The organism is Undibacterium sp. TC9W, assembly GCF_049339865.1.
Taxonomy (GTDB): domain Bacteria; phylum Pseudomonadota; class Gammaproteobacteria; order Burkholderiales; family Burkholderiaceae_D; genus Undibacterium.
Genome location: NZ_JBMPPJ010000005.1, coordinates 197,701 through 219,620, shown reverse-complemented (window position 1 = coordinate 219,620; position 21,920 = coordinate 197,701). Strand labels below are relative to the sequence as shown.

At 50.0% G+C, this 21,920-nt stretch carries 20 protein-coding genes and 2 tRNA genes; 13 read left to right on the top strand and 9 right to left on the bottom strand.

From position 1 onward, the window contains the following. Positions 1-36 precede the first annotated feature (36 nt). The 7 genes from ACO0LN_RS08800 to nadB form a co-directional block, all read right to left on the bottom strand. A complete protein-coding gene (locus ACO0LN_RS08800; RefSeq protein WP_422972850.1) occupies positions 37-765 on the bottom strand; it encodes a hypothetical protein in 729 nt (242 codons plus the stop codon). A gap of 78 nt (positions 766-843) precedes the next feature. Beyond that, complete coding sequence (locus tag ACO0LN_RS08795) at positions 844-1,203, bottom strand: hypothetical protein (protein WP_422953082.1); 360 nt, start codon at positions 1,201-1,203, stop codon at positions 844-846. A 102-nt stretch (positions 1,204-1,305) separates the two neighbouring features. Beyond that, positions 1,306-2,541: an ABC transporter permease gene (locus ACO0LN_RS08790; protein WP_422972848.1), complete on the bottom strand. Its 1,236-nt coding sequence runs from the start codon at positions 2,539-2,541 to the stop codon at positions 1,306-1,308. After that, positions 2,538-3,767, bottom strand: a complete 1,230-nt coding sequence (locus ACO0LN_RS08785; protein ID WP_422972846.1) for an efflux RND transporter periplasmic adaptor subunit — start codon at positions 3,765-3,767, stop codon at positions 2,538-2,540. Before ACO0LN_RS08785 ends, ACO0LN_RS08790 begins: the two co-directional genes overlap by 4 nt. Then, positions 3,764-5,758: an HlyD family efflux transporter periplasmic adaptor subunit gene (locus ACO0LN_RS08780; protein WP_422972844.1), complete on the bottom strand. Its 1,995-nt coding sequence runs from the start codon at positions 5,756-5,758 to the stop codon at positions 3,764-3,766. Before ACO0LN_RS08780 ends, ACO0LN_RS08785 begins: the two co-directional genes overlap by 4 nt. Beyond that, positions 5,755-6,426 carry an ABC transporter ATP-binding protein gene (locus tag ACO0LN_RS08775; RefSeq protein WP_422972842.1) on the bottom strand — a complete coding sequence of 224 codons (672 nt, stop codon included), beginning with the start codon at positions 6,424-6,426 and terminating at the stop codon, positions 5,755-5,757. The genes ACO0LN_RS08780 and ACO0LN_RS08775 overlap by 4 nt, the downstream gene beginning before the upstream one ends. A 254-nt stretch (positions 6,427-6,680) precedes the next feature. Next, entirely contained in the window at positions 6,681-8,288 is a 1,608-nt protein-coding gene (gene nadB / locus ACO0LN_RS08770; protein WP_422972840.1) for an L-aspartate oxidase, read from the bottom strand. Positions 8,289-8,764: 476 nt separating this feature from the next. Between nadB and ACO0LN_RS08765 the strand changes: the two genes are divergently transcribed. The 13 genes from ACO0LN_RS08765 (at position 8,765) to ACO0LN_RS08705 (ending at position 19,401) form a co-directional block, all read left to right on the top strand. After that, positions 8,765-9,037, top strand: a complete 273-nt coding sequence (locus tag ACO0LN_RS08765; protein WP_162040973.1) for an HU family DNA-binding protein — start codon at positions 8,765-8,767, stop codon at positions 9,035-9,037. 50 nt (positions 9,038-9,087) lie between these two features. After that, a tRNA-Val gene (locus tag ACO0LN_RS08760) sits at positions 9,088-9,163 on the top strand. Positions 9,164-9,207: 44 nt separating this feature from the next. Beyond that, positions 9,208-9,284: transfer RNA gene (locus ACO0LN_RS08755), tRNA-Asp, on the top strand. Positions 9,285-9,370: 86 nt separating this feature from the next. Continuing rightward, positions 9,371-11,287 (top strand): SurA N-terminal domain-containing protein, encoded by a 1,917-nt coding sequence (locus ACO0LN_RS08750; protein ID WP_422972838.1) that lies wholly within the window; start codon positions 9,371-9,373, stop codon positions 11,285-11,287. A gap of 236 nt (positions 11,288-11,523) precedes the next feature. Continuing rightward, complete coding sequence (gene ccoN, locus ACO0LN_RS08745) at positions 11,524-12,963, top strand: cytochrome-c oxidase, cbb3-type subunit I (RefSeq protein WP_422972836.1); 1,440 nt, start codon at positions 11,524-11,526, stop codon at positions 12,961-12,963. Positions 12,964-12,980: 17 nt separating this feature from the next. Then, positions 12,981-13,598 (top strand): cytochrome-c oxidase, cbb3-type subunit II, encoded by a 618-nt coding sequence (gene ccoO, locus ACO0LN_RS08740; protein ID WP_422972834.1) that lies wholly within the window; start codon positions 12,981-12,983, stop codon positions 13,596-13,598. 60 nt (positions 13,599-13,658) lie between these two features. Then, positions 13,659-13,805, top strand: coding sequence for a cbb3-type cytochrome oxidase subunit 3 (locus ACO0LN_RS08735; RefSeq protein ID WP_162058626.1), 147 nt, complete (start codon positions 13,659-13,661; stop codon positions 13,803-13,805). 2 nt (positions 13,806-13,807) lie between these two features. Beyond that, entirely contained in the window at positions 13,808-14,809 is a 1,002-nt protein-coding gene (gene ccoP, locus ACO0LN_RS08730) for a cytochrome-c oxidase, cbb3-type subunit III (protein WP_422972832.1), read from the top strand. A 118-nt stretch (positions 14,810-14,927) separates the two neighbouring features. After that, positions 14,928-16,340 carry a cytochrome c oxidase accessory protein CcoG gene (ccoG, locus tag ACO0LN_RS08725; RefSeq protein WP_422972830.1) on the top strand — a complete coding sequence of 471 codons (1,413 nt, stop codon included), beginning with the start codon at positions 14,928-14,930 and terminating at the stop codon, positions 16,338-16,340. A 9-nt stretch (positions 16,341-16,349) separates the two neighbouring features. Next, the gene (locus ACO0LN_RS08720; protein ID WP_422972828.1) at positions 16,350-16,895 is read left to right on the top strand and encodes a FixH family protein; all 546 of its coding nucleotides are present in this window, start codon (positions 16,350-16,352) and stop codon (positions 16,893-16,895) included. Between the two features lie 58 nt (positions 16,896-16,953). Continuing rightward, the gene (locus ACO0LN_RS08715) at positions 16,954-17,211 is read left to right on the top strand and encodes a hypothetical protein (RefSeq protein ID WP_232063330.1); all 258 of its coding nucleotides are present in this window, start codon (positions 16,954-16,956) and stop codon (positions 17,209-17,211) included. An 8-nt stretch (positions 17,212-17,219) separates the two neighbouring features. Beyond that, positions 17,220-18,623 (top strand): oxygen-independent coproporphyrinogen III oxidase, encoded by a 1,404-nt coding sequence (hemN, locus tag ACO0LN_RS08710; RefSeq protein ID WP_422972826.1) that lies wholly within the window; start codon positions 17,220-17,222, stop codon positions 18,621-18,623. Position 18,624: 1 nt separating this feature from the next. Beyond that, on the top strand, positions 18,625-19,401 hold the full coding sequence (locus ACO0LN_RS08705) for a sulfite exporter TauE/SafE family protein (RefSeq protein ID WP_422972824.1): 777 nt from the start codon (positions 18,625-18,627) through the stop codon (positions 19,399-19,401). 14 nt (positions 19,402-19,415) lie between these two features. Here the strand turns inward: ACO0LN_RS08705 and ACO0LN_RS08700 are convergent, their stop codons facing one another. Next, positions 19,416-19,739 carry a flagellar basal body rod C-terminal domain-containing protein gene (locus ACO0LN_RS08700; RefSeq protein ID WP_422972822.1) on the bottom strand — a complete coding sequence of 108 codons (324 nt, stop codon included), beginning with the start codon at positions 19,737-19,739 and terminating at the stop codon, positions 19,416-19,418. A gap of 117 nt (positions 19,740-19,856) precedes the next feature. Then, a complete protein-coding gene (locus tag ACO0LN_RS08695) occupies positions 19,857-21,773 on the bottom strand; it encodes an MASE3 domain-containing protein (RefSeq protein ID WP_422972820.1) in 1,917 nt (638 codons plus the stop codon). Positions 21,774-21,920: the final 147 nt, after the last annotated feature.

Sequence of the window (21,920 nt, the reverse complement as noted above, 5' to 3'; positions counted from 1 at the left end):
TCCTGAAGTCATAATTTCTGATCGCGATGAAATGATTTATTCTGTGTACCTCAAAACCAGAACATGCTGTAATTCATTATTTCGTTCACTCACTGTTTTTATCCAGACCACAGCTTTTTCACCATAGAGCCTGAGCAGTAATTCTGCCATGCTGCTCATCTGGACTGGGTTCAAGGCTGCTTCCCGGATGAGTGCCAGATAAGATGCACCAATGCCTATGAGCTTGTAGCCGTAATTCTCCCGGAGTTGCTTGCATAAAGCATGGTTCTCAAAGGGGTTGAGGTCTGAATCAAAATAGCCGTTAGGGAAGGCAGCCAGACTATCTTCGGGTTGATTGACGATGGCCCTGAACGCATAAATGGTATCGTCAATGATGGATAGCCAGTTTTCTTGTGCCAGCAGTAGTTCTGCCAGAGATTCATCATTCAGTAGCAGGTTTTTTTCTTGAAAAATCTGTTCCAGTGAGGTTACTCTGCAATGTTTTAAAAAATTTGCGTACCGGATAAAAAACTCAGATGCCGTGCTCAGGTAGCCGACATGCTCGCCATCTTCAAAGCATGCCGCATCAAGCGCACTCAAGTCATAGCCTTCTGTCTCGTCGAGATCGTGAGAACCTGAGCTATGCATGGACGTGTATTGTGCCTGACCGAGGTCATCCAATGTCAGCAGCAAATGTGAGTCAGGAAATTTGCTGCTTAATTCTTTCCAGTCCTGGATTAATTCTTCCTGATTTGCAAATTTATCCGCTACGTATACTTCGCACAAATACTCAAACTTTGTATCTGATAAAGGCTCAAATCTCATTTTCTGCGTGTTCAAAATGGCGGATAAATTTTTTGCTTGCTAGAGTAATCCCGCATTCCGTTTTGCAAACCAGCGCATCAAAAAGGGAATGGCGCAAATCATGCCGAATAGCATAAACAGGCCGGCGCCACCCAATTTCAGCTTGTCACTCAGGCTAAGTCCGAAGGCCAGTAGTGCGACAAACAGCCAGATTCGTAGCACTTGCATGATCTCCAGAGGAATATCTGCTTCGACTACTTCAAAACTGGAACTGCTTTCTTCTATGAAGCGATAACTGGCCAATGGAACAATGGGAATATAGACCAATACCACCCACTTGGTAGTGATGAAGGACTGATCCGGATGAAATTTGCATTTGCCGTAAAAAGTCGTGCCTATGCCATTGATAGTTCTTGCCATGATGTCGTGTATGAAAAGTGATTCGGATTGTAGGAGTAATCAGGGCCAGGTAGCTAAGCTGGCGAGCGATCAATGCATCGGCCAGCGCCTGATTATCCCGCATCAACCATCTGTACGTAAAGCCGCAATTGGATCCAATGCTGCGGCCTGTCGTGCCGGGAATACACCAAAACCCAGCCCGACTGCTATGCAGGAACTGACCGCAATCAACAGGCTCAGCGGTGACCAGGCAACAGACCAGCCCGCCAGCGCGGCGATGCTGTATGCGGCTATTGCGCCCAGCAATACGCCGAGCAAGGCGCCGCTGAACGCAATCACCAGGGCTTCTGCCAGGAACTGTTCTATGACATCACGCCTGCGTGCACCCAGTGCGCGCTTGAGGCCGATTTCGCGGCGGCGTTCCAGTACATTGGCCAGCATAATATTCATGATGCCTATGCCGCCCACCAACAGGGAGACCGCAGCGATGGAACTCATGACGATGGTAAAGATGCGCTGGGTTTGCTGGTTCTGGCGATACAGACCCATGGGTACGATGAGGTTGGTGTCATCAGCACCGGCATGCCTTTGCTCTATGAGGTTTTGCAGCACACGGGCCGCAATATCAGGTGCTGTCTGGCCGTCCAGGCGCAGACTCATGCTATCGACCTCGTTTTCCAGCGCAGTGAAACGGAAACGGGCGCGCCCGGCGAGCCAGGGGACGAACAGGCGCTCGTCATCCAGGCCCAGTTTGACGCCTTCGAATTCGGATTTGGAGAGGGCGCGGTCAGCCAGCACGCCAACTACTTCAAGCCAGGCGTGATTGAGCTTGATGTGCTCGCCAACAGGCTTTTTGTCACCAAAGAGTTGATGGGCAAGGCGCGGGCCTATCACGCAGACAGGGGCGAGGGTGGCATCATCCTGCTGGCTTAACCAGCGCCCCTGGCCGATTTGCAGGCCACCGAGTTCGGCATACGAATCAGATACGGCAAAGGCGCGGGCAGGGACGACATTGCTGCCGCTGACCAGTTGATCTACCTTGATCTCTTTTTTTAGTGCCACTGCCTTGGCGCCAGGTACAACGGACAATGCAGCATCTGCGTCAGCAGCCGACAAGCCCAGTGAGCGTGTACGTATTTCTTTGAGTCGTTTGTCGTCAATATTCTTGCTGTCTATGATGACATTGTCCAGGCCCAGTTCGGCGACCAGGCGCAAAGCTTCGCGGCGGCTGCCTTCACCCACGGCCAGCATGGCAACGATGGCTGCCACACCAAAAATCATGCCTAACAGGGTCAGGCCAGTACGCAGCTTGCGCCTTTGCAGCTCATTGACTGCTTCCAGTATCAGGGCGCGGTTCATGAATGGGTATCCTTGCTTTTTTCTTTGTCTTTTACTTCTGGCAACAGGACTACCTGATTGCCCTGGCTGATACCTGATTTGATTTCACTGCGCACCGGGCCACGCTGCCCCAGTACTACCGCCTGGCGCTTGAGTTGGTCGCCATCCTTGATATATGCAGCAAAATTACTCCCGTCCTGTATCAGGGCGATATTCGGTACCGTCATTGCTTTGGCCTGGTTGATGAGGCTGACCGTGCCTATCAATGCCTGGCCAGGTTTGAGTGCCAGGCTTTGTGCCTGCGCCTTATTGAAAGCGGCTTCGAAGGTGATGAATTTGACTGGCGACTCCCGTGAAGTGACGCTGGCGCTATTGCCAACCTTGGTAATGCTCAATTCAATTTCCTGGCCGTTACCAGCCAGACGTACCTTGACTGGCAGACCTACTTTCAAGCCAAAGGTGCGGCCTTCTTCTATATTGAAACTGGCGACCAGTTGATCAAGGTCTGGCAGTGAGCCAAATTCTTCCCTGGGGCGGAAGCTTGAGCCAACCAGAGGTTTGGCACCATCCCAGTTTGCCTGCAACAAAAATACGCCATCGTGCGGGGCCAGCAATTCCAGTGCATCCAGGTTCTTCTTGTGCTGGCTGGCATTCAGGCTGACACTTTCTTTCTGCGAGCTTAATACTGCCTGCTCTGCTGCACTGCGTGCCTGTACCTGCCCGGTTTTCCAATTCAGGTAGCCGCGTTTGTTCTTCAGAAATCCGCTGTCCTGCAATTCATCCAGTATTTTATTGCGTGAGAAAATAGCCAGATCGGCGTTGGCATAGCGTTCGCTGAGTCGCAAATCTGTCTGTACTTTGGCGCTGTCCGCAGACAGGGCAGAGCGGCTGCTGGCATCACTGGCCTGTATGGTCTCTGCGGCCAGTTCCTTGCGCAATAATTCCATTTCTGCCTGCGATAATTCCATGCGTGACTTTGGGGCATCAAAGAGAGCAATGACCTGGTCTTTTTTTACCAGGCTGCCTTCTGGCAGCATCTTTATCAGGGTGCGCGAATCCCAGCCCTGGCCAGGCACAGTCAGCGGGGTTTTGTTGGCGGCAATGATTTCGCCATCGACGACAATATTCTCTTGCCAGTTTCTGGGCAAGAAGGTTTCAGTTGCATGCTGGGTTTGTTCAGTCTTGTTGCCGCAGCCTGTGCTGCTGAGCGCCAGTGTTGCACAGATGAGGAGTAGCCTTGATTTCATTTATTTGCTGTTCCTGTCGTCGCCGTCTCTATTCCCGATGAGGCTAAAATTGCCTGCACTGCCGCACCGGGTTTGAGCCCTTTGGGCATCTGATCAAATTCCAGCTCTATATCCCGCACGATGATGGGTTGTGAGCTTGATTTGCTATGGAATACGTTGCCAAGTCCGGTAACGCGCGCAGGCACCGTCATATTGGCACCAGGTATGGTGATGCGGGCACTTTGGCCAACTTTGATCGTAGTCGATTGGGCTTCGGGCACTTTGGCAGAAACAAATAATTTGTCTGGGTCTGCCACACTGGCGATGGATAAGCCCATCCAGACCTGGCTGCCAGCAGCAAATTTCTCGCCCTCGAAATTGCTTTTGTAGATCATCATGCCTGGTTTGCTTGCTGTCACAGTCAGGGCTTTTTGCCCTTTGTTCAGTACGTCGATTTTCCCTTGCAGCATGGCGATTTCTGTTTCTAATCCCGTTTTTTCTGCCTTACGGGCACGTGCCTGGGTAATGCGCATACGCAGGGACATGGCAGCCAAGTCGCTATTCAGAGATTTCTCTATCACCAGCTTGTCATAGTCAACACGCCGTATCAATTCTTTGGGCATGGTGGCTTTGCGTGCAGCTTTCTCCGCATTGCTTTGTGCTTCTGCTACAGCCAGATCCGCAGCTTTTTCTGCTTCTGTCTGTTCCAGCTTCAGTTTTTCCAATGCCCTCAGTTTCTCATTGAGCTGGCTTTTTTGACTGGCAAGCTGGTTGGGAACTTCTGCTGCCTGGAACATGGCAAGCATGTCACCTGTTTTGACGGCGCTGCCCTCGGGTGCGATCTGTGCCAAGGTATATTGCCAGATGTAGGGGATGGATGGTGGCCCTATGGACGTGATACTGCGTGACTGTATTTCACCTTCCAGTGTCAACTCCTTGCTTTGGGAGGCAGATTTTTCGCTGTTTTTCTTACTGGCCTGAGCAGGTTCAATCAGCACGCTCATACCAGGTATCAGTTTGAGATTTGACTGCGCTGGTAATTTGATATCGACACGAAAATATCTGCCATAACCCCATATGTTGTGTTCTTCAGGTGCGTTGGAAATACTGTCTATATTGGCCATTACTTCAGTGCCGGGCAGGGCATCAAATCTCAGACCGACAGTTTGCCCTTCCTTCAAATAAATCCTGTCTGCTTCCAGGGCCCATGCCCTGACTTCCATTTGGCCTGAGCCTATGACCTGTCCCGCATTATTGCCGGGAAAAGCGCTTGAACCTTCTTCGAGACGCTCACTACGCCAGTTGCTGTAACCATGAACGACATAGCCATCCTGGCTGGCTCTGACCTCAGAGCGGGTCAATTGCGTTTTGAGGTAATTGATGTTGATCTCTTGTTTTTTTAACTCAAGGTCAGCATCCGATTTTTTCCTGTTGATGGAGGCATAAGCATCGTCAAATGCCAGTTGTTTGACTTGCAGATCACGTTCTGATCTTTCTTTTTCTGCCTGATATTTATCAAATTCCAGCGCAGCAATTTGGGTTTTGGGTAGAGCAGCATCAACCAGGGACTTGGCTAATGCAGCTTTGGCTGTGAGCAGATTTTTTTCCGCATCCAGTGCAGTGACCTCAAGTTTGGCCAGTTCGGCATCGGCTTTTGCCCGGGTTTGTTGCATGCTGATTTCCAGTTGCTCCAGGTTGGACGCATTTGGCGTTTCTATGCGCAACACCAGGTCGCCTTTTTTGACCTGGCTACCCTCGGCAACGAAATTGCGTAAGACTACTGGTGAAGAATTGGATGGCGGTACCAGGATGGCTTGCGAGTCTTTTGCAATGACTTCACCAGTTAATAATACCGGGCGGTTTTTTGCAGGCCAGCTAGTGTTGGCTGTGTTGACAGCGTTGGACGGTGTTGCCGACGAAGCCGGTGCAAGTGCAGGTATGCTGGCGCATGCAGTGAATATGCAGACGCTGAGCTTCGATAAGCTTACGTGTTTGGATAAACTGTGTTTCATGCTGTTATCTCCGCGACCTTGCCGTCAGCCAGGTGTATGGTTCTTTGCGCCCTGGCAGCAACTGCAGGGTCATGCGTGACCAGCACCAGGGTTTGTCCACCTGCATGCAATTCACCCAACAAGCCAAGCACATCGGCAGCGCTTTTGGAATCGAGATTGCCGGTAGGTTCATCAGCCAGCAGCAAGGCGGGCTGATTCAACAGGGCGCGGGCGATGGCAGCACGCTGCAACTGGCCACCAGACAATTCACCTGGCTTGTGATCGATACGTTGTGCCAGGCCTATGCGTTCGAGCAGCTGGCGGGCGCGAGTTTCGGCCTGCGCATCAGGCGAATTGCTATAGCGCTGAGGGAGCAGTACATTTTCCAGCACGCTAAGACGTGGTAATAAATGAAAAGACTGAAAAACAAAGCCTATGCTGCGATTGCGTATGTCTGAGGCTGCATCGTCATTCATGGCGCTGATCTCTTCCTGATTCAGTAGATAGCGACCATGATCGGGGCGGTCAAGCGCACCGAGTACATTCAATAGGGTGGACTTGCCAGAACCTGAGGGACCCATGATGGCAACGAACTCACCACTGGCAATATGTAAATCGATACCATCAAGCGCCCGGATTTCATTGCCGCCTTGCTTGTAGGTCTTGCGTATCTGACTGAGTTTTATCATGCCAATTTTTTTCTGGTTTTAGTGAGGCTGCGCCGGAAAAAATTGGTGCTGATATTGCCCGGCAAGCAAGCTGGGTAGTATCACTGTGATAATTTATTTTGTCAAATGGCTACGAAAAAAATAGATGGAAAATTTGATTCTTGTTACTGCTTATTTGACGGCGTATGAACTGCTTATTTTACTGCTTATCTTCCTGATCAATGTGAATAAACCAATCAAGATGCCAGCATCGTGAACAATGCTGGCGGAAGTACTTATTTTTTACGCTTGGGTGACAAGACGGTAGGCAGAGCTTTGGGCAAAGTGTCAGGATAATCGCGGCTGAAATGCAGGCCACGGCTTTCGCGGCGCGATAATGCGCTGTTGACGATCAGTGAGGCGACTTCCACCAGATTGCGCAGTTCCAGTAAATTATTCGAGATGCGGAAGTTGGCATAGTATTCGTCTATCTCTTCCTTCAGCAGGCGTATGCGATGCTTGGCGCGCTCCAGGCGTTTGGTGGTGCGGACGATACCAACATAATTCCACATGAAACGACGCAGCTCATCCCAGTTGTTGGCGATGACGACTTCTTCATCTGCATCTGAAACACGGCTTTCATCCCAGTCGGGCAGGGCAATGACGCTGACACGTTCCTGGGCTTCTATATGTTTGGCTGTTGCTCGGCCTACGACCAGGCATTCCAGCAGTGAATTACTGGCGAGGCGATTGGCACCATGCAAGCCGGTGTAGGCGGTTTCGCCAACGGCATATAGGCCGGGTAAATCAGTGCGGCCATCCGTATCTGTCACGATGCCTCCACAAGTGAAATGCACGGCGGGCACGACTGGTATGGCTTGTTTGGTGATGTCTATACCGAGCTCAAGGCAGCGCGCATAAATAGTAGGGAAATGTTCTTTCAAGAATTCTGGCGTCTGATGGCTGATGTCAAGTTCAACAAAATCCAGGCCACGTTTTTTCATTTCAAAGTCAATTGCACGGGCGACCACATCACGTGGTGCCAGTTCCATGCGGTCATCATGGCTAGTCATGAAGCGTTTGCCGGCAGAAGCGCCGGCCTCGGCTGGCAGTTTCAGAATGCCGCCTTCGCCACGCACTGCTTCAGTGATCAAGAATGATTTGGCAAATGGGTGGTATAGGCAGGTAGGGTGAAACTGTATGAATTCCATATTGCCGATGCGGCAGCCAGCACGCCAGGCCATGGCGATACCATCACCAGTAGCAGTGTCGGGATTGGTAGTATATAGATAAACTTTACCAGCACCGCCAGTTGCCATCACTGTGTGTTGCGCGGCAAAAGTATCTACCTTGCCAGTTTTTACGTCCTGCACATACAGACCCAGGCAGCGTGGAGTCGGCGAGGTGTCACCGATCTTGGCCGAGGTAATGACATCAATTGCATAGTGATGCTCAAATAGCGTGATGTTGGGATGGTTGCGTACTTTCTGTTCCAGCGTGACTTGCACTGCATGGCCGGTGGCATCTGCCGCATGAATAATGCGGCGCTGGCTGTGGCCACCTTCGCGTGTCAGATGAAAGCCCAATTCTGCATCTTCATCGCGGGTGAAGGGAACGCCTTGTTCTATCAGCCAGTCTATGGCTTCGCGGCCATGTTCTATGATGTAGCGGGTGGCACCTTCATCACACAGGCCACCGCCTGCGATCAGGGTGTCTGAAATATGTTGTTCATGACTGTCATGGGAATCCAGTACGGCAGCGATGCCGCCTTGTGCCCAGTTGCTGGCACCGTCAAGTAATTCACGCTTGGAAATGATGGCGACTTTGCGTGTTTGCGCCAGATGCAGGGCGACAGATAAGCCAGCCAGTCCACTACCTACGATTGCTACGTCAAAATTCTTCATTGTCTTCCGTGTGTGTCTTTATTTGTTTTCGGTTGATCCCGCTTACGGTAGCTCGTCATCTTTTTGCTTGATCCCTTACGGCTTCCTATAACTTAAAGCCATACCAAATGGTGAATCAGGAATGGTCTTGCTGTGTGCGTCGGGCTGTGACAGACATCTTATGATGCCTCGCTTTTTGATGTGGGCTTGTCACATTCTAATTCAGGATGCAAAAGAGGGTGGCTTTTCCATATAGCAAAAATGCGCAGCTACCTGATTTTTTGCACAGTAGCTGTCAGCTTGAAAGGTGGAAAAAACGAATAAGCAAATCACAAATCAGCAAACTTGTCCTTAAAGCTTGCAAACCGCTTGACATAAGGCTTTGCGGCTTGCTCTAATACCGGATGCAGATTTCCTGCTTGCCGTGATAGATGGACGACCAATAAAATAATCGAATACATCATCGCGAAATTCAAATTTTTGTGAGGGGGCTATAAGTGAATAAGACTGAGTTGATCGATCATATTGCGAAAACAGCGGATATTTCCAAAGCGGCTTCGTCCCGTGCGCTGGATGCTGTGATCGGTGCCGTAAAAACCACATTGAAAAAAAATGGCACGGTAACACTGGTTGGTTTTGGTACCTTCTCAGTTGCCAAACGTGCTGCCAGGGCGGGTCGTAATCCTAAGACTGGCGAGCCAATCAAGATCAAATCTGCCAAGGTTCCTAAATTTAAACCTGGCAAAGCATTGAAAGATGCGGTAAACTAACGCACTTTCGTGGCTCAGGACATGGGTCGCGGGGTTTGTTTGTATGCGTGGGGCGCTTAGCTCAGTTGGTAGAGCGGAGCCCTTACAAGGCTTAGGTCGGGAGTTCGAGCCTCTCAGCGCCCACCAGTAGCAAGCAAGCTGTAGTGCCAGGAAGTACAAAAGAAACAAAAGGAGTGGTAGTTCAGTTGGTTAGAATACCGGCCTGTCACGCCGGGGGTCGCGGGTTCGAGCCCCGTCCGCTCCGCCAGAAAATCGAGAAGGCGAACGAAAGTTCGCCTTTTTTTGTATTCGTCAAATTGTTATTGTGATACTTAGCCACGTGATTGGTTGAACATGTTTGAATTTATTCGTACCCATCAGCGCTTAATGCAAATTTTGCTAGCTGTTCTTATCTTGCCGTCATTTGTTCTGTTCGGTAATACTGATGCTTTGCGTTCTATAGGCAAAGAGGCAGGTATCGCAACTGTTGCGGGAGCATCGATTACCCAGGGTGAGTTTGATCAGGCCCTGCGTGACCAACTGGACCGCATGCGTCAGATGTATGGACCACAGTTTGACGCAAAAATGCTCAATACACCTGAAGCAAGGCAAAGTATTCTCGATGAGCTGATTGCTCGCAAGGCGATGGCTGGCGAGATTGCTGTAAAAAAACTGGCTATTTCAGACGCTACTTTGCAAGACAATATTGCCAAGATGCCTGGTCTGGTCAAAGACGGCAAATTTGACAATGCAGAATATACCCGCCTGCTGGCACAGCAAGGCATGACGCCTGCCATGTTTGAGCAACGTTTGCGCCAGGATATGGTATTGCAACAATTGCTTGGCCCAATCCAGGCAAGTGCATTTGTTCCCAAGACGGTGGCAGAGCGTCTTTCTGCCATCAATGAGCAAGAGCGTGAAGTGCAGATGTTGATGTTCAAGCCGGAAGACTTTGCGGCGCGCGTCAAAGTGACGGATGAAATGCTGAAGGCCTATTATGAAAAAAATGCGGCCCAGTTTGAAATTCCCGAGCAAATCAATGCTGAATATGTCGTGTTGAATAGTGAAGTGCTGGCAGAGCAGATCACAGTAGCGGACGCGGATGTCCAAGCTTACTATAAGGCCAATGAGAAATCCTATACGACAGAAGAGCAGCGTCGTGCCAGCCATATCCTGATTGCTGCAGGCAAAGACAGTAGTGATGCTGACAAAGCCAAGGCAAAGGCCAAGGCTGCAGACATACTGGCACAATTGCGCAAGAAGCCTGAAGATTTCGCCAAGCTGGCAAAGGAAAATTCTGAAGACCCGGGTTCTAAAGAAAAGGGCGGTGATCTGGATTTCTTTGGCAAGGGCATGATGGTGCCGCAGTTTGATGAAAGTGTATTCAAGCTCAAACAAGGTGAAATCAGTGAACTGGTGCAGTCCGACTATGGTTTTCATATCATCACTTTGACTGCTATCAGACCTGCCGGCGTAAAAACCCTGGATGAAGTCAAGGCGCAAATTGCAGCAGACATCAAAAAGCAAAAAGCAGCCAAGGCGTATACTGAGGCGGCAGAGACTTTTGGCAATGTCTTGTATGAGCAGGGTGAGAGTCTGAAGCCTGCGGCAGAAAAGCTGAAGTTGAAGATTCAGACAGTGAATGGCTTGACGCGTAACAGCAAGCCTGGGGTGCCAGCAACAGTAGAAACCAATAATCCTAAATTCCTGAAGGCGATCTTCTCTGATGATGTGGTCAAGAAAAAACACAACACAGAGGCGGTAGAGGTTGCCCCAAATACCTTGATTGCTGGCCGTATCCTTGAATACAAGCCTGCATCCAAGCGTCCGTTTGAAGAAGTGAAGGCTGCAATTCAGGCGCAGGTCACTGCGACGGAAGCCGCAGCCCTGGCTGAAAAAGAGGGTATAGCCAAGCTGGCAGCACTGAAAACGGCTGATTCTACGACTGGATTTGCAGAAGCCAAAGTAGTATCACGTTTAAAAAATCAGGACATCCCTGCTGTGGCTCTGGTAGATCTGATGCGCGCTGATGTACAGAAGTTGCCTGCCTTTGTCGGCACGCATCTGGGCAATGCTGGCTATGTTATTTTCCGTATAGGCAAGGTAACTGCTGGTACGCCGGATGCAGCGCGTCGTGCTTCAGAAGCGCAACAACTGACAAGTATGCAGTCTGCTCAAAATCTGTATTCTTATATTGAATTGTTGAAGCAAAAGTCGAAAGTGACTGTCAATAAAGCAGCGGTAACAGCGCCGGTAACAGCCGCGCCGTAATCGAGCTGATTACAACTAGGGTGCGCATTAAGTTATGTAGTCAGCCGCGCAGTTAAAAAAGACATCCTCAGGGATGTCTTTTTTTTTGTGTTTTTGAAAAATTAGTTTTGCTGATTCCTGGACATGTTGTCTTTCACCAGCAATTGCATTGAAACTGGCTGCGTTTGATTTGTATCAATGTAGCTGGGCAAGGTGATTGTTATTCTGGCGGTGTATTTTTACAACAGAGTGAGATCATGACAATAACTAAAGAAAACACATACAACTACCGGGTTGTACGGCAATTTTCTGTCATGGCAGTGGTTTGGGGTATCGTCGGCATGCTCGTGGGCGTGGTGATTGCAACCCAGCTTGCCTGGCCAGAATTTCTTGGGGGGATACCGTGGCTCAGCTATGGACGCTTGCGTCCCTTGCATACCAATGCCGTGATTTTTGCCTTTGGTGGTTGCGCCTTGTTTGCAACTTCCTATTATGTCGTCCAGCGCACATCGAATGTGAGACTGTTTGCAGAAGGTCTTGCTGAATTCACTTTCTGGGGCTGGCAACTGGTCATCGTGGCAGCCGCCATCAGTTTGCCATTGGGTTTTACCCAAGGCAAAGAATATGCTGAGCTGGAATGGCCAATTGACTTGCTCATCGCTGTCGTATGGGTGTCGTATGCCATCGTATTTTTTGGCACGCTGGTAAAGCGCAAGGTGGAGCACATTTATGTTGCCAACTGGTTTTATGGTGCCTTCATCATCGCAGTAGCAGTTTTGCATATCGTGAATAGTGCGGCCATTCCCGTGTCTTTCATGAAGTCTTATTCTGCGTATGCTGGTGTGCAGGATGCGATGGTGCAATGGTGGTATGGGCATAATGCCGTGGGCTTCTTTTTGACGGCGGGCTTCCTGGGCATGATGTATTACTTCATCCCAAAACAAATCGAGCGCCCAGTTTATTCTTATCGTCTGTCCATCGTCCACTTCTGGGCCCTGATCTTCACTTACATGTGGGCGGGTCCGCATCACCTGCACTACACTGCCTTGCCTGACTGGGCGCAATCCATAGGCATGTTGTTCTCACTGATTTTGCTGGCTCCATCCTGGGGTGGCATGGTCAATGGCATCATGACGCTGTCCGGAGCATGGAGCAAGTTGCGCTCTGATCCTATCCTGCGTTTCCTGATCGTGTCGCTGTCTTTCTACGGCATGTCTACGTTCGAAGGTCCAATGATGGCGATCAAGACCGTGAATGCCTTGTCGCACTACACAGACTGGACTGTAGGTCACGTGCACTCTGGCGCTTTGGGCTGGGTGGGTTTCATTACTATCGGCAGCCTTTACTATCTGATTCCGCGACTGTTTGGTCAGACTCAGATGTATAGCAAACGTCTGATTGAAGTGCACTTCTGGGTCGCGACGATAGGCGTGGTTCTGTACATCGCATCCATGTGGATAGCTGGTGTCATGCAGGGCCTGATGTGGCGCGCAGTCAATGAGGATGGCACGCTGACTTACTCTTTTGTTGAAAGCGTCAAGGCAACCTATCCGTATTACGTGATACGCATGCTGGGCGGCTTGCTGTACCTGAGTGGCATGCTGGTAATGGCATATAACGTCGCGAAGACCCTGATGGCTGCCAAGCCTGTCAATAATGCGATCCCGGTTTTGCCTGCAGCCGCAGCGCATGCATAAATCCAAGGAGAATTTGAATGCGTAATTTTACTCATGACCTGATAGAACGGAATGTCGGCCTGTTGCTGGTACTGGTGCTGCTGACCATCAGTGTTGGTGGCCTGGTTGAAATCGTTCCACTGTTCTTTCAAAAATCAACGACGCAGGCAGTGCAGGGCATGCAGCCTTACTCGGCATTGCAACTGGCGGGCCGTGACATTTATCTCAGAGAAGGCTGCTATGGCTGCCATTCGCAAATGATACGTCCTTTCCGTGCCGAGACTGAGCGCTATGGTCACTATTCTGTCGCGGGTGAGTCTGTGTATGACCATCCTTTCCAGTGGGGTAGCAAGCGCACTGGCCCTGACCTTGCAAGGGTGGGCGGGCGCTATAGCGATACCTGGCACAGAGACCATCTGAATGACCCGCGTTCTGTTGTTGTTGAGTCGAATATGCCCGCCTATCCATGGCTGGCGAAGGCCCAGCTCGTGCCTGATGATATCACGCCAAAGCTCAAGGCGATGAAAACTCTGGGCGTGCCATACAGCGATGAGCAAATCAAGGCAGGGCCTGCCGAGCTGGCTAACAAAACTGAGCTCGATGCGGTGATCGCATATTTGCAAGTGTTGGGCACTGCGGTCAAAAACAAGAATTGATTGAAGAAAAAGCCAGCGCCAGACAGTGCCTGAATGGACTGGTTTTTCGGGGAGAAGAAAATGAATTTCACAATACTGAGCAGCATCGTGACGGTCATCAGCCTCATCGTATTTCTTGGCATTATTTACTGGGCTTTCAGTGCCGGTAATAAAGAAAAATTTGAAAAGATGGCACGCTTGCCAATTGATAATGAGAATGGGAAATAGCCATGGCTGACTTTTTTAATGAATGGTGGAGTACTGGTATTGCCATCGTCACGGCCCTGTCCATGCTGGCCTGTGTTTTACTGTTGTGGTCGCAATCCAAGGTCAAGGTCAAAGTCGGTAGCGACGGTAAACCTCTGCCCGCAGAAACCACTGGCCATGTCTGGGATGGCGACTTGATGGAGCAAAACAATCCGCTGCCAAAATGGTGGATGTGGCTGTTTTACCTGACAGTAGTATATAGCGTCGGTTATCTGGTTGTTTACCCGGGCTTTGGTAAATGGCAGGGTACTTTTGGCTGGAGTCAAAAAGGTGCCTATGAGAAGGAAATGAGAGATGGTGAAGCGCAGTATGGTCCCATCTTTAATAAATTCCTTGCCATGGATATCAAGGCGGTTGCCAAAGATGCGCAAGCACATGAGATTGGTCAGCGCCTGTTCCTGAACACTTGCGCGCAATGTCATGGTTCTGATGCACAAGGCGGCAAGGGTTATCCTAACCTGACTGACACTGACTGGTTGTATGGCGGTGATCCGCAAACTATCCTGACTACCATACGCGAAGGTCGTCATGGTCAGATGCCACCGATGGGCGCCGCACTTGGCACTGACGATGATGTCAGGAATGTTGCCAACTATGTGTTGAGTTTGTCCAGTTCTGCACATGATCCTATCAAGGCAGCCTTGGGTAAATCCAAATTTGCCGCTTGTGCTGCCTGTCATGGTGGTGATGGCAAGGGCAACCAGGCCTTGGGTGCACCAAACCTGACAGACAAGGTCTGGTTGTATGGCGGTGGCATTGAAAATGTCATGGAAACCATCAACAAAGGCCGCAATAACCAGATGCCAGCTCACAAGGCAATTTTGACCGAAGGCAAAATACATTTGCTGGCAGCCTATGTCTGGAGCTTGTCAAATAATTCTGCTACTGCGCAGGTAAGTGATGCGGATGTCAGTGCTGTCAAGCAAATTGCCGCCAGCGCTGCTGAAGCTGCACCAGGTAAATAATTAGTTGAAAACCATGAATGTGCCAATCAAACTGAGGGAGGGGAAATGATCATACAGCACGCTCCGCCTGCACTGATTGGCGCTGTCATTTTGTCTTACTAAGAAAAACAGAATCAAGATGAAACACATACCCATAATCCCAGTGCCCATAGAAGAAACTGAACTGGCGCTTTTTGAAGAACGTCGGAAAATTTATCCGCGTTCACAAATTGGCTGGTTCTCTTCCTGGCGCTGGGTGCTGGTGTTTTTTACCCAGGCTTTGTTTTATGGCACAGCCTGGCTGAACTGGAATGACAGGCAAGCAGTTTTATTTGACCTGGTTGCCCGTAAATTTTATATTTTTGGCCTGGTTTTGTGGCCCCAGGATTTTATTTATCTGGCGGTATTGCTGGTCATTTCAGCCTTGAGTTTGTTCTTGTTTACTGCCATCGCAGGTAGGTTATTTTGCGGTTATGCATGCCCGCAAACTGTATACACCGAAATTTTCCTGTGGATAGAACACAAGATAGAAGGTGAGCGCAACGCAAGAATGAAGCTGGATGCCTCACCTATGTCAGCGCGCAAATTCTCGCTCAAGTTCATCAAGCATTTCATCTGGATAGTACTGGCATTGTGGACAGGTTTTACCTTTGTCGGTTATTTCACTCCCATACGTGAGCTGGCGATAGAGGTGGGTAGTTTTACGCTAGGTCCATGGGAGACTTTCTGGTTTCTATTCTACGGTTTTGCCACCTATGGCAATGCAGGTTGGATGCGTGAGCAAGTCTGCAAATACATGTGTCCTTATGCGCGCTTCCAGAGCGCGATGTTTGATAAGGACACGTTGATTGTTACTTACGATACCGCCCGTGGAGATCCACGTGGCTCAAGGAATAAGAAGACTGATCACAAATCCCAGGGCATGGGGGATTGTGTGGATTGCGGCATCTGTGTGCAGGTTTGTCCTACGGGCATTGATATCCGCCAGGGTCTGCAATATGAATGCATCGCCTGTGGGGCCTGTATTGATGGTTGTGATCAGGTCATGGACAAGATGGGCTATGAGCGTGGCTTGATACGCTATACCACTGAACATGCCTTGACTAAAAAGCTGGATGACAAAGCCATGTGGAAACGGGTATTCCGTATGCGTACCCTGATTTATGGTGGCTTGTTGGGCTGTATCATTTTGGTGGCGGCTGTATCCCTTGCAATGCACACTCCCTTGAAAGTTGATGTCATCAAAGACCGTGGCATGCCTAAAATAACTGAAGCGGGTGCAATTGAAAATGTCTATCGTCTGCAAGTCATGAACACCCAGGAATCGGCGCGACATTACAGTGTGGCAGTAGAAGGCGCCGCCGGCGCGGTTATCGTCAACCCTGCGAATCTGGAAGTTGGCTCTGCGAGCACAAAAGCGTTTCCGGTCAGGGTCAGGGTGCCAGCCAATGTATTGGCAAGCGGCTCCAACCGCATACGTTTTATCGTCAAGGATATTGAAACACCAGAAGTAACGGTGACTGAAAAAGCCGTGTTCACTGTTCCACGTTAGGAGAATAAAATGGAAGCCAGTCTGATGCCCCCAAAATCCAGGCGCGATACCTGGTACAAAGAACCCTGGTTACTGCTGGTGGCAGGCGGTCCGGCCTTTGTGGTTTGTGCCAGTCTGTATACTGGCTACATTGCCATGCATGGTGCCGACAAGGTCGTCGCCGAAGATTATTATAAGCAAGGTCTGATGATCAACAAGGATATACAGCGCGACGCCAAGGCCAGGGAGTTGCAACTGAATGCCTATATCAATGCAGACTTCGCCAAAGGCAAGATCGTATTGCAAGTCAGTGGCAAGGGCGATTTGCCCGAAACCATACAACTGAGACTCGCCAGTGCGGCAGTTGGCGGTAATTCGGTCAGCGAGGTGATACGTCGCTTACCGATGAAGCGAACGGCCACCGGTCAATATGAAGGTGACCTCAAACTGATGCCAAATGCCGGAGAGCAAGCTGTAAAACTGTTTCATATCAAACTGGAGACCACAGACTGGCGTCTGACCGGTGACTGGTTTGATCCAGGACAAAAACCAGTACAGCTGAATGCAGCAAAATAAGTTCAATCCCTGAATTTTGCTGACCTGAGGCTGGACAATCACTAGAAGGGGACAGGATTTGGAAAATAGCACTCTCACATCACGTAAACCACAATTGCGTTCTATGTTGATGATCGTTTTGTGGCCAGCGTTTTTGATGGCCTGTGCGGCAACCGGCTTGTTCTTTAGCCTGGTTGACCCGATGGAATTGATTGTGCTGGACAGGCGCCTGCAAATGCATGAAACAGGTGTTTATACCATAGGCTTTTTTGCTTTCTGGTTACTGGGAATTCTGTCTAGTGGTCTGACGGCCTTGCTTGTGCAAAAAGCACATTGAGACCCATCATGAAAATGAACGAACCGGCTGCATTTCCAGCAATAGAAATTCCCGAGGCGCTGATACGCCGTTTCGACAGCCTGGGCCCCCGTTATACGTCTTATCCCACGGCAGACAGATTTGCAGAAACTTTCACGGCAGAGTCTTACATAGGCTATCTGGAAGAGCGCAGCCGTCTGCTGAACAAACCACCACTGTCGCTATATATACATATCCCGTTTTGCGCTTCACTGTGTTATTACTGCGCCTGCAATAAAGTCATCACCAAAGACCATGGGCGTTCGGCCAAGTATCTGGAATACCTGAGCAAGGAATTGAAGTTGGTGACAGCCCATTTGCATGCGCGTGAAACCCTGAGCCAACTGCATCTCGGTGGGGGTACGCCGACCTTTCTCAGCCATGCTGAGTTGCGCCAGTTGATGGACCTGCTGCGCGAGCAATTTGACTTCACTGATGATGCCGAAATCTCCATAGAGATAGATCCACGCACTGTTACTACAGAAACCCTGCAATTACTGGCAGAGCTGGGTTTCAACCGCACCAGTCTCGGTGTGCAGGATTTCAATGAGGAAGTACAAAAGGCAGTGCACCGCATACAGCCTTACGAAATGGTGGCTGCTACAGTTGCAGATAGCCGGGCCTGCGGTTTTCAATCTATCAATTTTGATTTGATCTATGGTTTGCCGAAACAGAATCTGGAAAGTTTTTCGCAGACGCTGGACCAGGTCATTGCACTGTCTCCTGCCCGCATTGCGCTTTACAATTATGCACACCTGCCCACGCGCTTCAAACCTCAGCGCCGGATCGCCGAAGCGGATCTGCCGTCTGCGGAGCAGCGTCTGCAAATTTTCCTGATGTCGATACGGCGCTTGCTGGCTGAGGGTTACGTGTATATAGGCCTCGATCATTTTGCCAAACCGGACGACAGTCTGGCACTGGCGACTCTGGATGGCAGCCTGCACCGGAACTTCCAGGGTTACACGACGCGCGCAGACTGCGATCTCATCGCTCTTGGTTTGTCGGCGATAGGCAAGGTGGGTGCATCTTATAGTCAGAACCTGCGCACCCTGGATGAATACTATGCCAGTCTGGATAAAGGTATATTACCTGTAGAAAAAGGTTATCACCTGGATGTGGATGATATCTTGCGTCGCCAGGTCATCATGAGCCTGATGTGCAGCAATACCCTGAATTTCAAATTCCTTGAAATGCAATATGGCATTTCTTTTCCTGACTATTTTGCTGACGAACTGCAGAGGCTGCAAGACTATGAGCAAGAAGGCATAGTGTTGGTCAATGAAAGTAGTATCAGTATCCCGCCCAAGGGCCGCTTGTTCGTGCGCGCACTGGCGATGGTTTTTGACCGCTATCTGTCGCAGCAATCAGGCGCCAGATATTCCAAACTGATCTGAGATGCTGACCCTTCCTTTGGTCTTTGCTGCAATGACAGCTGGTGCCGTAGGAGGGGTGCATTGCGCTGGCATGTGTGGTGGCATCTCTATGCTACTGACACAGTCCGGGCAAAAGTCTTACGAGAGCGGTGGCAGGATCATTCCTATTGCCTTGGCAGGGCAGCGGGCGGCAAAACAGGCGTCTTTTAGTTTGCCAGTCAGTTTGCAATATCAAGTCATGTTGCAAGGCGGGCGCATTTTTACCTATATGATTGCTGGTGCTGCACTTGGCGGCCTTGGTGCCGCCGGCATATTGTTCAAGCCTTACCTGCCAGTGCAGCAAATCATGTTTGTCATTGGTAACCTGATGTTGATATTACTTGGTTTGCGTATATTGGGGTTGTTGCCACGCCTGGCTATTGTGCAAAACCTGCTGGCAGAGTTGCATGCGAGATTGACTGGCAGACTGCCTTCATTGCGCCAGGTGGCGCGACATCCATTTTTTGTGGGCATGGGCTGGGGATGTCTGCCTTGCGGTCTTTTGTACGGCGTTGCACCGTTCGCCTTATTGTCTGGCGATGCCTGGTCTGGTGCTGTGCTGATGCTGGTGTTTGGCCTGTTTGCCTTGCCACATTTATTGTTGACCCAGACTGTCATGCAACAGGCGCAAAATAAAACCATCATGCGTGGCTTGCGCTACCTGGGCGCAGCAATTCTGTTGGGAATAGGTGGATTTGGACTTTGGTATTTTGATATGAAGGATATGCCATCCTTCCTGTGTTTGGTACCAGCGGCTTAGCTGGCAGGTCCTGCTCAGGCCTTGATGTCGATCAGCGTGCCGAGTAACGCATCTTGCGTTTTGATAATTTTCGCAGACAGGTCAAAGCCTGCCTTGAATTGTATCGATTGCACAATTTCGCTGCTCAGATCAGTGCCGCTCTGTTCTTGTGAAGCCAGACTGCTGCCTTCTTTACTGATATTGGCAATCACACCACCAGCAGGCTGCTCTTGAAAACTGACCTGCTGTGGAATAAAACCTGCCGTACTGGCATTTGCCACATTATGTCCCGAGCTGTCGAGCGCACGAGCGTAAGCCTGGATTCCTGAAAGGCCGCTATTGAGTGCTGAGACTGACATTAAAATGCTCCTGCCGCGATACGATTTTCCGTAAGCTTATACTGGATTCGCCCTGTCTGCACGCATCTTCTGTTTGCTTAACATATTTGCTTGATGTATTTGCCTTAATTTATTGAATTAACTTAATGGCAAATTTATTTTCAGTTGGGTTCCTTCGCCCGGCTGGCTATCAACCAGGAAGTTGCCGTGCATGGCTTTGACGCGCTCACGCATGCCTACCAGGCCAAAGGAACGTGATTTGCGCATCTCATCGGCTTCTATACCTTTGCCATTGTCGGCAATGCGGAAGCTCAGTGTGTCAGGGGTGCGCTCGAAAGAAATTTGCACCTCTGTGGCACCTGCATGCCTGACTACGTTGGTCAGTGATTCCTGGACGATACGGAAGATCGCAGTGCTGCGAGCATCGTCAAGTGCCAGTTGTTCTTCGTTTGCCTGCAAGTCGCAGGCAATACCATGGCGCTGGGAAAAATCTTTTTGCAAAGTCTGCAGCGCAAAATATAGTCCTCCTTCATCCAGTGCACGTGGCCTGAGGTCGGTGGCTATGCGTCTCAGCGTGGTAATTGAAGTCAGCAATAATTGATCCATGCTGTTGATGGTTTGCTGGGTCTTGCCTGTCAAGACACTGTCTCTTTGCAGCAGTGATAAATCCATACGCAGCGCGGCCAGTAACTGACCCAGGTCATCATGCAGTTCACGGGCAATATGCTTACGTTCTTCTTCGCGTATGCTTTGCAGGGCTGCTGATAACTGCGTCAATTCATCGTGATAAAGCGCCATTTTTTCTTTGGCGACCTTGCGTTCGGTAATGTCGCGGAAGATCACAGTATAAAAACGCTTGCCATTTTCTATCTGGCTGGAAATTGAAGCTTCGATGGGAAATTCATCGCCATTGGCTTTGACGCCAGTGACATAAAAATCATCAAAGTTGCCCCCCATTTTCCTGCGGGTTTCGCCAGTTTCACCAAATTGCTGTACATGTTTGCCATGTACCTTGCGGTGGCGCTCTGGTAATACAAGATCAAGTGAAGCCCCCATCAGATCATCGACTTCGTAACCAAAAGTGGCAGCGGCCGCAGGATTGACGAGGATGATGGATTGCGATTCGTTGATGGTGATAATGCCGTCTATGGCGGTATCTATCATACGGCTCAGGCGCTCACGCTCCATGCTGAGTTCGGCTGCGGAGTTGGCCAGGTTCTGGCTGGTTTCTGCCAGACTGGCATACGGGGTATGGATGTTCACCGAGACCATGCCGCGATAAATGGCAATGGCAGCCAGCAACTGAAACACATGGCCGATCGCTACGAAGACATCATTGCCGTCCGTATAGATGGCAAAATACACCTCTGAAGTGGCCAGCAGGGTAGCCGCAAGAAACAGGGGCGCACGTTCTATCTGCAAGCGCTCACCTTGCTTGCCAGGCCCGGCAGACTCTGAAATGGCCTTGCCCCGTTTGTTCAATTGATAGGCGGTGAACAGATTGATGGCGATCAGACCTGCTTCACACGCTATTTTAAAAGAAGTTTGCCCTTCACCCTGGATATAGGTTAGCGGCAGCAGATGCGGTAGTGCAAACACCATTATCATCCACCCGGCTGTGGCTATCAATCCTGCAATCAAGACTAAATAAGCTTGGGTTGGGCTGACTTCTGAGCTCTCAGGTGCCAATGCCAAGCCCAGCAGTGTAGTGGCAATGAATGAGCGTGACAACAGCCAGAACAACAGGGATTTATGCATGTCTGCCGCATCAGGAAAGCCAGGCATGCCCTGAAAGCTGATCGCATGCATGAAACCGAGAATGGCAGTACACAAAAATGCCACGGCGAGGATGACACTGCTCTTTTTTCTGGCGCCGCCAAAGGCATTCCAGCAAACAATGAATACCGATGTGAAAATCACAATGGTGATGGTTTCCAGTACAGTATGTACCGGCAAGGGGGCTGGCATCTGTATGGTGGACAGGGTTGCGTGGTTCAACCATAAAACGATTGATAACAGGGCCAGCAAACCTGCTGTCCATCGTGCTTTTACCATGCCAGGATTATCATGTGCCATATGGTTTAGTTTTATTTAATTTAGACCAGTATTCTAATTCGTAAATGCCCGGTTAAAGCTTGGTCGAATTGCTACAAAAAAGAAAATGGCACTCCTTTTTGCAAGGAGTGCCATTTGCCAGGCCTC